Annotated in this window: 12 protein-coding genes and 2 pseudogenes; all 14 read right to left on the reverse strand. The window is 40.0% G+C overall.

All coding sequences use genetic code 11. From position 1 onward, the window contains the following. Positions 1-77 precede the first annotated feature (77 nt). Positions 78-1,070: an alpha-ketoacid dehydrogenase subunit beta gene (locus AT689_RS08250; RefSeq protein ID WP_000448709.1), complete on the reverse strand. Its 993-nt coding sequence runs from the start codon at positions 1,068-1,070 to the stop codon at positions 78-80. A 15-nt stretch (positions 1,071-1,085) separates the two neighbouring features. Continuing rightward, positions 1,086-2,054, reverse strand: coding sequence for a thiamine pyrophosphate-dependent dehydrogenase E1 component subunit alpha (locus tag AT689_RS08255; protein ID WP_000105360.1), 969 nt, complete (start codon positions 2,052-2,054; stop codon positions 1,086-1,088). Positions 2,055-2,207: 153 nt separating this feature from the next. Next, on the reverse strand, positions 2,208-3,569 hold the full coding sequence (pdrM, locus tag AT689_RS08260; RefSeq protein WP_000278534.1) for a sodium-coupled multidrug efflux MATE transporter PdrM: 1,362 nt from the start codon (positions 3,567-3,569) through the stop codon (positions 2,208-2,210). A gap of 10 nt (positions 3,570-3,579) precedes the next feature. Further along, a complete protein-coding gene (locus AT689_RS08265; protein WP_001105925.1) occupies positions 3,580-3,840 on the reverse strand; it encodes a hypothetical protein in 261 nt (86 codons plus the stop codon). 13 nt (positions 3,841-3,853) lie between these two features. Next, positions 3,854-5,122, reverse strand: a complete 1,269-nt coding sequence (locus tag AT689_RS08270; protein ID WP_000924489.1) for a dihydroorotase — start codon at positions 5,120-5,122, stop codon at positions 3,854-3,856. 12 nt (positions 5,123-5,134) lie between these two features. After that, positions 5,135-5,599, reverse strand: coding sequence for an NUDIX hydrolase (locus AT689_RS08275; RefSeq protein ID WP_001135768.1), 465 nt, complete (start codon positions 5,597-5,599; stop codon positions 5,135-5,137). 9 nt (positions 5,600-5,608) lie between these two features. After that, on the reverse strand, positions 5,609-6,262 hold the full coding sequence (locus AT689_RS08280) for a uracil-DNA glycosylase (RefSeq protein WP_000401329.1): 654 nt from the start codon (positions 6,260-6,262) through the stop codon (positions 5,609-5,611). Positions 6,263-6,399: 137 nt separating this feature from the next. Next, positions 6,400-7,047 (reverse strand): hypothetical protein, encoded by a 648-nt coding sequence (locus AT689_RS08285; RefSeq protein ID WP_001809355.1) that lies wholly within the window; start codon positions 7,045-7,047, stop codon positions 6,400-6,402. Positions 7,048-7,060: 13 nt separating this feature from the next. Beyond that, complete coding sequence (locus tag AT689_RS08290) at positions 7,061-7,774, reverse strand: YjjG family noncanonical pyrimidine nucleotidase (protein ID WP_000499437.1); 714 nt, start codon at positions 7,772-7,774, stop codon at positions 7,061-7,063. A gap of 457 nt (positions 7,775-8,231) precedes the next feature. Beyond that, positions 8,232-8,612 (reverse strand): annotated as a pseudogene (gene dhaM, locus AT689_RS12595) (dihydroxyacetone kinase phosphoryl donor subunit DhaM). Next, positions 8,612-8,686, reverse strand: a pseudogene (locus tag AT689_RS13715) (dihydroxyacetone kinase subunit L); the annotation flags it as partial. The pseudogenes AT689_RS13715 and dhaM, both read right to left, overlap by 1 nt. A gap of 347 nt (positions 8,687-9,033) precedes the next feature. Then, positions 9,034-11,568 carry a pneumococcal-type histidine triad protein gene (locus AT689_RS08300; protein WP_000700261.1) on the reverse strand — a complete coding sequence of 845 codons (2,535 nt, stop codon included), beginning with the start codon at positions 11,566-11,568 and terminating at the stop codon, positions 9,034-9,036. 157 nt (positions 11,569-11,725) lie between these two features. Beyond that, complete coding sequence (gene phtA / locus AT689_RS08305; protein ID WP_000700436.1) at positions 11,726-14,176, reverse strand: pneumococcal histidine triad protein PhtA; 2,451 nt, start codon at positions 14,174-14,176, stop codon at positions 11,726-11,728. Between the two features lie 254 nt (positions 14,177-14,430). Then, complete coding sequence (gene ptsP / locus AT689_RS08310) at positions 14,431-16,164, reverse strand: phosphoenolpyruvate--protein phosphotransferase (protein ID WP_000138135.1); 1,734 nt, start codon at positions 16,162-16,164, stop codon at positions 14,431-14,433.

The following is a 16,164-nucleotide window of genomic DNA, read 5'->3' on the forward strand; positions in this document are numbered from 1 at the left end:
ACGAAGAGCTCTGCACCTAAAAGATACAAAGTTTCTCGTCAGCTTTATTTTATTTACATAACTTATCTTATGTAACTCTATTCTTTGTTATAAGTTTTTCGGATTGCATCTTTGATACTTTCAACTGTTGGAATCATTGCATTTTCTAGGTTTTGTGCATAAGGCATCGGCACATCTTCTCCTGCACAACGGCGAATTGGTGCATCTAGATAGTCAAATGCTTCTGATTCTGAAATAATAGCTGAAATTTCACCGATATAGCCACTTGTTTTGTGGGCATCGTTGACCAGAACAACCTTACCAGTCTTCTTCACTGAGTTTATGATGATATCCTTATCAAGCGGAACAAGGGTACGTGGGTCAACAATTTCAACTGAAATTCCTTCTTCTGCTAATTCTTCAGCAGCTTGAACCACACGGCGAAGCATTTTTCCATAAGTAACAACTGTTACATCCGTTCCTTGGCGTTTGATTTCACCAACCCCAAGTGGAATTGTGTAGTCTGGATCAACTGGCACTTCCCCTTTTTGGTTAAATTCTGACTTGTACTCAAGTATAATAACTGGGTTTTTATCACGGATAGAAGACTTAAGCAGGCCTTTCATGTCCGCAGGTGTTCCAGGTGCCACAACCTTAAGTCCTGGAATGTGAGTAAACCAAGACTCTAGAGATTGTGAGTGCTGGGCGGCAGAGCCAACTCCGTTACCAGCTGCACAACGAACAGTCATTGGAACCTGACCTTTACCACCAAACATGTAACGTGTTTTAGCAGCTTGGTTGACGATATTGTCCATGGCAATAACAGAGAAGTCCATGAAGGTCATATCGACGATTGGACGAAGTCCTGTCATGGCTGCTCCTGCTGCTGCTCCAGAGATGGCAGCTTCAGAAATCGGACAGTCACGGACGCGTTCTGGACCAAATTCTTCAAGCATTCCAACAGAAGTACCGAAGTCTCCTCCGAAGACACCGACGTCTTCTCCCATCAAGAACACATTTTCATCGCGACGCATTTCCTCAGACATAGCAAGGATAATGGTGTCACGGAAGGACATTGTTTTTGTTTCCATTTTATCTCTTTCTCCTTAGTCTGCGTAAATATCTTCAAAGGCTGATTCAAGCGGTGGGAATGGGCTTTCCTCTGCAAATTTAACAGAAGCTTCTACTGCTTCCTTTACTTGCGCTTGGATTTCTTCCAATTCTTCGGCACTTGCAATGTTATTTTCAATAAGGTAATTGCGGAGGTTTTCGATTGGATCTTTTTGTTTCCACAATTCCACTTCTTCACGCGTACGATATTTACCAGGGTCAGATGATGAGTGACCGAGCCAGCGATAAGTTACACTTTCAATCAAGACTGGACCATTGCCACTGCGAACATGGTCCACAGCTTTCTGAAATCCTTCATAGACATCGATGACATTGTTACCATCTTCGATGAACATTCCAGGAATTCCATAAGCGGCGCTACGTTGATGGATATGTTCTATATTGGTCATTTTCTTGATATCCGCAGAGATACCGTAACCGTTGTTAATGCAATAGAAAATGACTGGCAGGTTCCAGATAGAAGCCATGTTCACTGCTTCGTGGAAAACACCTTCATTGGTCGCACCATCTCCAAAGAAGCAGACAACGATTTTACCGGTATTTTGCATTTGCTGACTGAGGGCTGCACCGACAGCGATCCCCATACCACCACCTACAATACCATTGGCACCAAGGTTCCCAGCATCAAGGTCAGCGATATGCATAGATCCACCTTTCCCTTTACAGGTTCCAGTGTATTTACCAAGGATTTCAGCCATCATTCCGTTGAGGTCAATCCCTTTAGCAATAGCTTGCCCGTGTCCACGGTGGTTTGAGGTAATCAGATCATCTGGATTGAGAGCTAACATAGCCCCCACGTTAGCTGCCTCTTCACCAACAGAAAAGTGCGTCATTCCTGGCACTTTCCCTTTCTTTACTAATTGTGCAATTTTTAAGTCCATGCGACGGATTTCTTCCATCTTACGGAACATTTCTAGCAAAAGATTTTTATCTAAAGTTGACATCTTCTTGCCTTTCTAACTTTCTTCTTACCTTACTATTTTACCGTTTTTGGCAAATACTGTCAAAGTTTTTCTAAAAGAAATTTCACAAAATAAAAAAGAAAACCCCGTGAAAACAAGGGATTTTCTTATCAAGAATATTTTTTCACAAACTTTTTAGCGTTTGGATTTTGCTAAAGATTCAAATCTCTTCATAATCACAGTTAAACGCCAACGGTAGAGCGCCCCACTCACAATCAAACTAATAATCAAGCCGATCCAGTAAGAATAAGCTCCAAAATCTGTTAGAGAATCAAATAGCGTAGCCACAGGGATTGCTACGCCCCAATAACCAAGCAAACCAAGGTAAAAAGGAATAACTGTATCCTTATACCCCCGCAAAATTCCCTGAAGCGGCGCCGCAAAGGTATCTGCTAACTGGAAGAAAAGACTATAAGTTAAAAAACGCACTGTCAAATCGATAAATTTTGGGTCGTTACCATAAAGACTGGCCACATTTCCCCTAAAAATGTAAAGGAAGGTTAAGGTGAAGGCCGCAAAAATGAGGGCAGTCCATCTTCCTAGACCAATATAGGTTTTCGCATCATCAAATCGCTTGGCTCCCACTTCATAGGAAACGACAATAGCCATAGCCGATGAGATACTCATAGGAAAGGCGTACATAAGACTTGAAAAGTTCATAGCTGACTGGTGACTAGCTATAATCAAGGACGAAAACTTAGCCATAATCAAGCCAACCACTGAAAAGATAGCCACTTCCGCGAAGACAGTTCCCCCAATAGGCAGACCTAAACGAACTCCTTCCTTAATTTTATCCATATTAAGTGGAATTCGTTTCTCAAGGTGTAAGGCTTTGAGCTTCTCCTGTTTAAATAAAACCAGAACAGAAATCCCAAGCAAGACCCAGTAGGCCAAGGATGTTCCTAAACCAGCACCAGCCCCTCCCAGTTCTGGAACACCAAAGGCACCGTAAATCAAGAGATAGTTAAATCCGCTATTGAGAGGGAGTAACAAAAGCATGAGGTACATGGACAGTTTGGTCAAGCCCAGCGAATCCAGCAAGGAACGAATGACGCTAAAGAGCAACAAGGGGATAATCCCGATAGATAAAAACCAAAGATAGCGAACCGCTACTGCCGCTACTGCTGCTTCTAACCCAATATGATTCAAGATTGTTGGTGCCAAAAAAAGTACCATCCCCAGCAATACCACAGATAGGCCCAAGGCCAAATAAATAAATTGGTAAAAATCAGACGCAACTTCTTCCTTTTTTCCTCGACCAAGATGGTGACCAATGATAGGCACCAAGGCTGACACAATCCCTGTTAGAAATGTAAAGAAAGGATTCCAGATACTGGTTGCCATAGATACACCAGCCAAGTCCATAGTGTTGTATTGACCTGTCATTGCAGTATCAACAAAAGAGGCAGAATAATTGGCAAATTGGTAAATCAGGATTGGGAAGAAAATTTTTAAAAATAATACTAACTTCTCTCGTAAACACTTTGTCTTATACATACTTCTCTTTCTATTCTGATTTATCTAAACCAAAGAGTTTCAGACCATAGTTTTTCAAACTTAGCGGAGGTTTATTAGATTTTGAAGTAGTATGCCAACACGCACATGTACGACAATAATAGCTTCTAACTAAACCTCCGTTATCATATTGAACCGCATGGTCAGCTTTTTCTTTAGTTTCATATTGAATTTTGGAACGATTAGCTGCGGGACAGTAAATTCCACTATTAGATTTCGCTTGTCTCTCCCTACGTTTTCGAAAATAATTCATATTCTAACTCCTATCAAGCTTGATAGACGATTTGTCCCTTACAGATGGTATATTTAACCTGCCCTTTTAAGGTTTCACCGATGAATGGTGAATTAGCTGCTTTGGAAGCAAAATGGGAGTCCACAAGGCGGTCAGCCTTGGCATCAAAAATAGTGATATCTGCTGGACCATTCTCAGCCAAGTAACCTGCTTCAAAGTTGTAAAGCTTGGCTGGGTTGTATGTCATTTTTTCAAGTAATTCCATCAAGCTCAACTCACCAGCTTCTACTAAATAGGTCAAGCTGAGAGACAGGGATGTTTCTAAGCCAGTCATACCAGATGGCGCTTTGGTAATATCCTCAACATTTTTTTCATCTACATGATGAGGGGCGTGGTCAGTCGCAATAACTGTGATGACACCTGATTTGAGACCTTCGATAACGGCACGACGGTCTGATTCCAAACGAAGCGGTGGATTCATCTTAGCATTGCTACCTTGTGTTAAAAAAAGTGCTTCTGTCTTAGAGAAATGCTGTGGCGCTACTTCTGCTGTGACTTCTGCACCTAACCCCTGAGCAAACTCCACTACTTTAACACTTTCTTCCTTAGACAAATGCTGGATGTGAACATGGGCTTTAGTTGCATAGGCAATCATGACATCACGCGCCATCATAGCGTACTCAGCCACCCCAGTAGCACCGCAGATATGGAAATGTTCTCTAGCAATATTTTCATTAAAGCCAAGAACACCGTTCAAACCTGGATCTTCCTCATGAAGGCTGATAAAGGTATTGAGTTTTTTGGCTTCCTCCATGGCTTCCTTGACAATCTTACTGCTCTCAAGCGGAATACCGTCATCAGAGAAACCAGCCGCACCAGCTTCTAAGAGCGCCTTAAAGTCAGTCAAGTTTTTACCATTAAAGTTTTTAGTAATGGTCGCAACTGTCTTGACATTAATCTTCTCTTTGGCAGCTGACTGGAGAACTGCTTGCAAAGTCTCCACGTCTGAAATGGTTGGACTGGTATTAGCCATCATGACGACAGTAGTAAAACCACCTGCAGCGGCTGCCAGGGCACCAGTATGAATGTCTTCTTTATGTGTTTGACCAGGTTCACGGAAATGCACATGAATATCGACCAAACCAGGAGCAACCACAAGACCAGTAGCATCAATCGTTTCTGCTCCTTCTTCCGTGATCTCAGGCGCAATTTTGATAATTTTCCCATCTTGAACTAAGACATCACAAACTTGATCCAAACCAGACTTGGGATCCATTACACGACCATTTTTGATTAGTAGCATCTGCTTTCTCCTTTATTCATAGAAATCAACTTGGGTATCCAACAATTTATCCCCATCATAAACAAACTTGGCTGAAAAGAAGGGTTTATCCTCTAAAAGCCACTCAACAAAGGTGTGGTCACCTTCCCAAGTCGGCTTGCTCAAAACCTCATCATAGGGAACCCATTCTAGCGTCCCCTCATTGCAGTCAATCAAGTCGCCCTCAAACTCCGTCACCTTAAAAACATAGGTGTACCAGTCTAAATCTGGTGTAAATTCAGGAAAAGTGATGACACCTTTTAGAACTGGCTTGGCTTTGAGCCCTGTTTCTTCAAGGATTTCACGCGCCGCGCATTCCTGGGGCGTCTCTCCTCTCTCTAGCTTACCACCCACACCAATCCATTTCCCTTCATGGACATCATTGGGTTTCTTATTACGATGGAGCATGAGCAGTTCTTTCCCATTATCAATGTAGCAAATCGTCGCTAACTGAGGCATATTTTCTCCTTATCTAAGCCAATCGATTGGCTCTTGTCCTGTCTCTTTTAAGAATGCATTGGCCTTGGAAAAGGGCTTGGAACCCCAAAATCCTCTATAAACCGACAAAGGACTTGGATGGGCTGATTCGATAATCAAGTGATGAGGATTGGTAACTAATGCCTTCTTCTTACGTGCATAAGCTCCCCAGAGTACAAAAACGACTGGTCTATCTAGATGATTGACCACCTGAATCACAGCATCAGTAAAAGGCTCCCAGATTTGACCAGCATGACCATTGGCCTGTCCAGCAGGAACAGTCAAACAAGCATTAAGAAGCAAGACTCCTTGCTCAGCCCAAGATGTCAAATCATGAGATTTCTTAACTCCGATATCATCTGACAATTCTTTCAAGATATTTTGCAAGGATGGTGGAGCTGGGATAGAGTCAGGTACAGAAAAACTCAAGCCCTGCGCTTGACCTGGTCCGTGATAGGGGTCTTGCCCTAGAATTACCACCTTAACTTCTTCAAGCAGTGTTGTCAAGAGAGCCTGAAAAACCTTTTCCTTGGGTGGATAAATAATCCCCTGAGAATAGACCTGCTCCATAAACTGATTGATTTTCCCGAAATAACCCTCAGGTAATTGCGCCTTAATCAAAGCATGCCAAGACGAGTGTTCCATAGCCGACTCCTTCATTTTTACTGCCTCTATTATAGCAAAAAGTGGCTATGGAAACCACTTTTTACAGTTTATCTAAAGATTTAATAAATCGACTATATATACGATTTGAATACGTGAATACAGTTTATAAAGACTGGCTATTTTTTATAATTACTTTTTAAATCATTAAGCATTTTACTACCTCTTTCGAAGATTATCTTTTCTGAAATATTTTTAAACATATTAAAATCCATTTCAGAAAAAGGAGTTTCTTTAGAAACTTGCCATATAGTCTTTAAATAATTTTTTTCTAAAAAGTCGTCAAAATTAGAAAAAAATCGAAAATACAATGCATTCTCTTGGTGTAAAATCGCTCTTTTTAAAGGATAATACTCTTTAATATTATTAACTTTTTGTTCGTAGGCATATTTTGCTACATGATCTAGGTATATATCAAAAAAGTCATGAGGAAAATCTCCCATACAGCCATTACGATTCATATTGAGGCTATATTTTCGATTAGTAAGATAATTCGGAAATATATTTCCTATTACTCTAAGATTATCTACTTGTGAATCCCTTCTCCCAATATAATCCCCTTCTTTGACTAATGATGGAGATTTCCAAGTAAAAATTAAATCGCCAGAGAAATTTTTCTTATCAAAAAACTTAAAAAGAGATTGATAAATACTATTTGCTAATTGACAAGTGTCAGATGTAAATTCATAATTAACAGCTTCATTAAAATCAACTTCAGACATTTCAATGTACTCTTCAATAGTAATATTAGCTTTTTTTGTAGTCATTAGCTAATCTCCTTTAAAATGTGATCTTTTCAAGAATATTTTTATCTAAACAATCCAGCAAGTCTTGGTAAGAATAGACTTCGTAAGTCGGCTGGGCTTGTGTGTGATTTTCGAGGTGATGAGGATTATACCAGATAGTGTCAATCCCCGCATTATTGCCACCTTGAATGTCGGCGGTTAGAGAATCTCCAATCATCAGCGTCTTTTCTTTACTAAATCCAGCAATTTGCTGGCCAATCTTTTCATAAAAGAGAGCATCCGGCTTTTGAGTTTGCAACTGTTCTGAGATAAAGACTTGATTGAAATAAGGTACTAGACCAGATTGAGCCAAACGTCCTGTCTGAATGGCAGTAATGCCATTTGTCGCAGCATACAAGTTATAATCACGCTCAATGAGGCTGTCCAAGAGATCATGAGCGCCCGATAGTGTTTGTCCCTGCTGAGCGAGATAAAATTGGTAACGCTGGGCAAGAAAACTACCGTCTTTTTCCTGTCCAAAATGAGAAAATAAACGAGAAAAGCGCGTGTTAACCAGCTCTTGTTTACTGATTTTCTTCAGCTCCAAGTCTTTCCAGAGAGCCTTGTTCATAGGAACGTAATAATCTTTATAAGCCTGAATATCCGCAACTCCTTCTTCTTTTAGAAGTTGGGTCAAAGCCACATCCTCAGCAGCATCAAAATCAAGAAGAGTGTGGTCGAGGTCGAAGAGTAGAAATTTGTAGAACAATTTGAGGTTTTCCTTTCTGAAAATTCATTAAGAACATTATATCATAAAGCACCTCATACAATTAACTAATTTAATCACTTAAAAAAATTCGAACACTTTCTATACAACTGACAGCTCAAATCTTTCAGAATAGAACAATACTAACTATCGAGCACCCCGTATTCATAAATATATGTGTAATTCTAGACCTAGAATTCCTATAAACTAAATGCTTTCATACTCTTCCAAGTAATTGATTGCCTTAAATTTTAATTTTTGAAGGTTTCTAAAGCTAGAATAGCCCCATCACAATCAGTTTTGATTGATTCACAATTTAGAAACACTATAGTTTCACTCCTGTTAAAATAAAAAGGAACTGCATAAAGCAATCCCTTTCTGATTTTGAAATCATTTACTTAACATTTTATAGTTGAGATAATCAATAGCTTACCTATAAAAAGAGTTATAGTAAAATTCCTTATTTATTGATTTCAAGCTCCGCTAACTGTGTTTGAATAACTGACAGTTCTGCACCAGCCTGAAGAAGAGCAGCTGCATTATAGGCACCTTCTACAATTGGAACCCTGTTGATGATGATACTTTTATCACTGAAATCAGTCACCATTTTTAAGTTCATTTTAGCAAAACCTAGGTCAAAAAAGGCAAGTAAAGTATCTGCTGTATTTTCGGAAACAACCCTATCTACTTAATCAAAACTCGTTCCAATTCCTCCGCCCTCGGTTCCTCCTACATAAGTAATCGGAACATCTTTAGCTACTTTACTAATCAGTTCAACAACACCTTCTACAATGTATTTGGAATGTGAAACGATAACAAGACCAATACCAATACTTTCCATCAAACCACCCCAGTTTCTAAAATAGCAGTAAAGAGTAATCCTGATGAGAATGATCCAGGATCAATATGTCCAAGAAACCACATGCTCCTAAGACAAGAGCTAACAGACTGGCCATCAATAATAGTATTGTTCTTTTTTTCATCATTACTCCTTAACTAGTGTTTAACTGATCAATTAGCCAGTAAATAGTTTATCTTTATTTACACTATCTGTTAAGATATAGTAAAATGAAATAAGAACAGGACAGTCAAATCGATTTCTAACAATGTTTTAGAAGTAGAGGTATACTATTCTAGTTTCAATCTACTATATTTTGCACATTTTCATGAAAAAAATGAGAACTAGAACTCACATTCTGCTCTCATTTTTCGTTTTCCCGTTCTCCTATCCTGTTTTTAGGAGTTAGAAAATGCTGCTACCTTTACTTACTCTCCTTTAATAAAGCCAATAGTTTTTCAGCTTCTGCCATAATAGTATTGTTGTCCTGGGTGCCAAATAGTAAATTATTTTTTAATCCTGTGAGAGTCTCTTTGGCATTGGACTTGATAATTGGATTCTGGATTTTTCCAAGTAAATCTTCAGCCTCTCTCAGTTTTTCTTTAACCTTTTCAGTCTCGACCTGAGGTTCTTCTGATTCCTCTGGTGATTCTTCTGGTGATTCTTCTTCTGGTTCCTCTGTTGGTTTTGGAGACTCTGGTTTCTCGCTTTGCGGTTTCTCTTCTCGAGGGGTTTCTTCCTCAGGTTTTTCTGTCTGAGGTTTCTCCTCGTTTGGTTTTTCCGTTTGATTGGTATCAGCTTGACCATTTTTGTTTCTTTGAACATGGTCGCTAGCGTTACCAAAACCATTATCTGAATGCGGACGTTCGTTTGGATGTTCGACATAGTACTTGACAGTCGCCAAAAGATCCTCAAGACTATACCCCTTAGGTGCCTCATAAAGGCCTTCGTCAAACCACTCAAATTTGATGTTATGGTAATGGTCATAATGAGGTATGATTAAACTACCGTTTTTGACTTCTACAGTATATTGAAGATTGTAAGGCATACGATCAAGTGGCACCTTCTTAGCTGCTTTCACGCGGTTGTAGATAGCTTCTGCTCCTTTTGCCTCAGTATTTCCTGAATCCTGATGGTCTGTCGAAGGAGGGGTCAAACCTTTCTCTTTAGCATAAGCCTGGGCTGCCGCTCTCTCAGCTTCAGACAAACTATCTTTTTTAATCCAGTGGCTATGGGTCATATGTGGAGTTACATAGGCATCCCCCTCATCACTGGTTATATCACGAGGATCAAAGATATAACCGTCTTCTGTTGTGTACTTGCCTGCCAACTTGGCTACTTGAATCTCATCATCAGTGTAGGTAATTTGCGCATTTGGTTTTCCTAAACGTTCTGGATGACGAATCGGAGCTAAGAAGGCAAGAATATCTTCCACTAACTTGACTTTATCACTTGAGACATCCTTGAGTCGTTCCAACAGGTTATCCAAAGCCTCAAAATCAACTTGTCGACCTTTATTATCAAGTAAATCTTGATGAATTCTTGCTAGTAAGTCATAAGCCTTATTGTAAAATTCTCTATCACTAGATGGGAGGTCAGTTTTCTTAGCTCCTAGCTTATGAGATAAACTTTCCTGCTTGGCCAGTTTGCTATCAATGCCTGCTGCTGTTTCTGCTGAAAGATCCTTGGCTGGGATATAACGAGGAACTCCATTCTCCTCAAAGACATAACCATCGCCTACTTTTCGAACAGCTTCTTTGACCAATTTCTCATCAATTGGATTGCTTGGAGCTGGTTGAGGATTTGGTGCAGGTTGCGGACTTGGACTAGGTTCCGGAGTCGGTTGTGGACTTGGTTGTTCTGGTCTTGAATCTGGTACCCAATGGTTTGAACGATAACGAAGGGGAATAATACGAGCCAATTTTTCTTCCAAAGGTGACAGTTGTGAATAAGGAATAAAGTGATAATGGTCTCCGTGCGGTACAGCAACACCATTGGCGGTTCGACTTGTGATTTGCGCTGGGTCGAAAATAAGGCCATCAGATTCTACATGGCGTTGACTCAAAGGCAGTTTGTAGAGCTGTTTCAAGAGACTATCAATGTCATTACTTTGACTTGCTTGACTGTTAGTGTTGCTGTTGTTGCTTGTGTTAGTATTTGTAGTTCCTGGATTGCTTACAGAAGGTACCCAGTTTGTTCTTGAAGTGTTATCGCTATTTTGTCGGCGATAGGTTCTTGAATTTGACAGATTTCCCCGACCAGATAGGAAGGCTTTTGCAGCAGCTAACTCGCTAGCTGATAACTCATTCTTAGGAATGTAATGGTAATGGTCGCCGTGAGGAACGATATAAGCATCACCAGTATCTTCAATGATATCAGAAGCATTAAAGATATAACCATCATCTGTGGTGTAGCGTCCCTGTGAACGTGCCAAGGCAACAGCACCATCGTTTCTTGGAGTCCCACCTTCACGATGTTGACTATGCTCTTGTTTTTGTCGATTGATTTCTTCTTTTGTACGGACATTATCCGCATGAGCTGCATCCTTAAGGTAAACATAGTATTTTCCATCTACCTTAATCACATAACCACCCTTGATTTCACTGATAATATCCTCGTCCTTTAGCTGGTAGTTTGGATCCTTCATCAGCAATTCTTCACTGATGATAGCGTCATAAGGAACCTTACCATTGTAATAATGATAGTGGTCCCCATGTGAAGTGACATAGCCTTGGTCTGTTATTTTGATGACGATTTGTTCGGCATTGATTCCTTCACGCTTGCTAACCTCATCAGGATTCAAATTCTCCGTTTTTTGCGTCGCTTGTTTTCCATCTATATAGGAAACACGATTATTTTCTTTTACAGTTTGAGCTTGATGCAAACCTAGTTCATAAGCACAGACACTTAAAACAAGTGTAGCTACTGACCCAGCTAGATATTTTTTATTGATTTTCATTCTTTCCTCTTTTCTTAAGTATATTTGATTCACTATAAAGTAATAAACCGGTTAATTAACTAGTTAATAGTTTACTCTTTTTAATATTGCTTGTCAAGAATTTTACATATATACATAATAAAAATGAAAGCCTCTTTATCGAGACTTTCATTTTTCATTAGTTTATTTTTTCCTTACTTACAGATGAAGGATTACTTCCTTTTAACAACGCAAGTAATTTTTCTGCTTCTGCCATGATACTATTGTTATCCATAATTTGAAGAGTCAAATTATTTCGTAAACCAGCTAGAGTTTCTGTTGCATTGGCTTTCAGACTAGAATCCGTTACTTTCGCAAGCAAAACTTCTGCTTCTTTGAGTTGGGCTTCTACTTTTTCAGTCTCTACTTGAGGGACTTCTGGCTCAGCAGGTGTTTCCTCTACTGGCTCTTCATCCGCTTTGAAGTTCTTATTTGGATCTTCACTGTGGTCTTTCTTGCCTAACACATGCTCACTGGCATTGCCCCATCCATCATTAGAATGTGGACGTTCGTCAGGGTGTTCTACGTAGTACTTAATCGTCGCAAACAAATCTTCCAAGGTATAGCCATTTGGAGCTTTGTATGTGTGATCATCAAACCAAGCAAATTTAATATTATGGTAATGATCCTTATGAGGAATAATCAAATTACCGTTTTTAACCTCAACTGTATGCTCAACCATATATGGAAGTCGAACGAGTGGAATTCGTTTTTCCCCTTTCACACGATTGTAAATAGCTGCTGCACTATCTCCAGTTGGATTTGCTTTAACATCTGCGTCTGGAGATGGAGGTAGGATACCTTTTTCTTTAGTATAGGCTTGAGCTGCAACTTTTTCCTTATCAGAAAGGCTATCTTTTCCAATCCAGTGACTATGGCCCATATGAGGCGTTACATATGCATCTCCTTCATCACTGATTATATCATGTTCATCAAAAATGTAACCATCTGACGTTGTATACTTATCAGCTAATTGAGCAATACGAACTTCGTCTTCAGTATACTCAATTTGAGAATTTGGCTTGCCAAGTCGCTCTGGATGGGTAATTGGTGCTAGGAATGCCAATAAATCATCTACCAATTTTTCTTTATTAGTCGATTCATCATTCAAGCGTTCTAATAATTTGTCTAAGGCTTGGAAATCAGAATTACGACCCTTATTTTCAAACAAGGCTTTATGAGCCTCAGTTAACAGATTATATGCTTTATCATAAAATTCTTGGTCACGAGGAGCAACATTTTCTTTTTTAGCAGTTAAAGTGTGTGAAACACTCTCTTGTTTTGATAACTTACTTTCAAGATTTTTAACAGTTTCAGATGGTAAATCTTTCGCAAAGACATAACGAGAGATGCCCTTTTCTTCGAATACATATCCTTCCCCAACTTTTCGTACCAGCTGACTAACCAAAGAAGAATTTGAGTCTATTTTAAGATTTGGTGCAGGTTGCGGGCCTGGACTAGGTTCCGGAGTCGGTTGTGGACTTGGTTGTTCTGGCCTTGAATCTGGTACCCAATGGTTTGAACGATAACGAAGGGGAATAATACGAGCGATTCGTTCTTCCAATTCAGACATGTGAGAGTAAGGGATGAAGTGGTAATGATCTCCGTGTGGCACTGCAACACCTCTAGCTGTTCGACTTGTGATTTGCGCTGGGTCGAAAACAAGGCCATCAGATTCTACATGGCGTTGACTCAAAGGCAGTTTGTAGAGCTGTTTCAAGAGACTATCAATGTCATTACTTTGACTTGCTTGACTGTTAGTGTTGCTGTTGTTGCTTGTGTTAGTATTTGTAGTTCCTGGATTGCTTACAGAAGGTACCCAGTTTGTTCTTGAAGTGTTATCGCTATTTTGTCGGCGATAGGTTCTTGAATTTGACAGATTTCCCCGACCAGATAGGAAGGCTTCTGCAGCAGCCAACTCGCTAGCTGATAACTCATTCTTAGGAATGTAATGGTAATGATCTCCATGAGGAACGATATAAGCATCACCAGTATCCTCTATGATATCAGAAGCATTAAAGATATAACCATCATCTGTAGTATAGCGTCCTTGCGAACGTGCCAAGGCAACAGCACCATCGTTTCTTGGAGTCCCACCTTCACGATGTTGACTATGTTCTTGTTTTTGTCGATTGATTTCCTCTTTTGTACGGACGTTATCCGCGTGGGCAGCATCCTTAAGGTAAACATAGTATTTTCCATCTACCTTGATAACATATCCACCCTTGACCTCATTAACAATATCCTCATCTTTTAGCTTATAGTTTGGATCTTTCATGAGTAATTCTTCACTGAAAATCGCATCATAAGGAACCTTACCATTGTAATAATGATAGTGGTCGCCATGTGAAGTGACATAGCCTTGGTCTGTTATCTTGATGACGATTTGCTCAGCATTGATTCCTTCACGCTTGCTAACCTCATCAGGAGTCAAATTCTCCGTTTTTTGCGTCGCTTGTTTTCCATCTATATAGGAAACACGATTATTTTCCTTAACCGTTCTAGCTTGATACAGTCCCAACTCGTAAGAACAAACACTTAAAATCAAAGCTGCCGCAGAACCAACAAGGTATTTCTTATTAATTTTCATCGAAACTCTCTTTCTATTTGATATTTCTAGTTGCAATTCATTTCTAAATTGCAGAAACTCCTCTCTATTACTTAACTGGTTAATAGTTTACTCCTAAATCTCCAACTTGTCAAGAATTTTATGAACCATTTAAGTATTTTTTGTTCTGACCACTACTTTTTCAAGGTTGGACTTTTTATAAGAAAGATTTTCTTGAAAATTCTTTTTAAAATATCAAAAAAAGTCCCTGTAACTGAGTTGCAGGGACTTTTCGATTAATCAAAATTAACGTATTCTTTTTGAAGTTCAAGAACTTCTTCCATTGTTGAGCATTCTGTAAGGGCACGGTTTGCGTACTCTTCCATCTTAGCTGTGTCGAGTTTCTTCATCAAGCTGCGTGTACGAAGTACAGATGTTGCTGACATAGAGAACTCATCCAAGCCCATTCCGACAAGAAGTGGAACAGCTTGTTGGTCACCAGCCATCTCACCACACATACCAGCCCATTTACCTTCAGCGTGAGCTGCTTTGATCACATTGTTAATCAAGCGTAGGATTGATGGGTTGTATGGTTGGTAAAGGTATGAAACTTGTTCGTTCATACGGTCTGCTGCCATTGTATATTGGATCAAGTCATTTGTACCAATTGAGAAGAAGTCAACTTCTTTAGCAAATTGGTCTGCAAGCATAGCCGCTGCAGGAATCTCGATCATGATACCAACTTGAATGTTATCCGCAACTGCAACACCTTCAGCAAGAAGGTTTGCTTTTTCTTCATCAAAGACTGCTTTCGCTGCACGGAATTCTTTCAAGAGCGCAACCATTGGGAACATGATACGCAATTGACCGTGAACAGACGCACGAAGAAGAGCACGGATTTGTGTGCGGAACATAGCATCTCCAGTCTCAGAGATAGAGATACGAAGAGCACGGAATCCAAGGAATGGGTTCATTTCGTGAGGCATATCGAAGTAAGGAAGTTCCTTATCTCCACCGATATCCATTGTACGAACGACAACAGGTTTACCGTTCATTCCTTCAAGAACAGCCTTGTATGCTTCATACTGCTCATCTTCAGTTGGGAAGTCTTGAGAATCCATGTACAAGAACTCTGTACGGTAAAGTCCAACAGCTTCTGCACCGTTGTTGTTAACACCTTCAACGTCTTTTGGAGTACCAATATTGGCAGCCAACTCGAAGTGTTTACCGTCAGCAGTCACTGTTTGAGCATCTTTCAAAAGTGCCCATTCAGCTTTTTGTTTCGCATAGGCTTCACCAGCTGCTTTAAATTCTGCCGCTTGTTCATCTGTTGGGTTGATAATCACTTCTCCAGTGATCCCGTTAACAGCAAGGATGTCACCGTCTTTAACGATTTCAGTGATGTTGTTTGTACCTAATACAGCAGCAATTTCAAGTGTACGTGCCATGATAGCTGAGTGGCTTGTACGTCCACCAATGTTGGTTACAAAAGCTTTTACAAAGTTTTTGTCCAATTGAGCTGTATCTGAAGGAGTCAAGTCATGCGCAATCACAATCACTTCTTCATTGATAGAAGCTGGGTTTGGCAATTTTTTACCAAGAAGGTTTGCCAATACACGTTTTGTCACGTCGCGGATATCCGCTGCGCGTTCTTGCATGTATGGGTTGTCTTCCATGCCTTCAAAGATAGTGATAAACATATCTGTAACTTCTTTCAGACCTGCTTCTGCATTCACTTTCTTCGCACGGATAGTTTCCTTGATTTGGCTGATCATTTCTGGGTCAGCAAGAACCATTAAGTGAGCATCAAAAACTTGAGCTGCTTCTTCACCGAGCGTACCTACTGCTTTCTCGCGAATAACAGAAAGCTCGTCTTGTGATGCCTGTAGAGCGGCATCAAGGCGAGCTTCTTCTGCGTTTGTATCTTCGACTGTAATAGTCTCAAATGACAAATCCGGCTGAACGAGTAGATATGCTTTTGCAACTGCAACACCGTCAGATGCTGCGATTCCTTTAAGCATTTCTGTCAT

Source organism: Streptococcus pneumoniae (assembly GCF_001457635.1).
Lineage (GTDB): Bacteria > Bacillota > Bacilli > Lactobacillales > Streptococcaceae > Streptococcus > Streptococcus pneumoniae.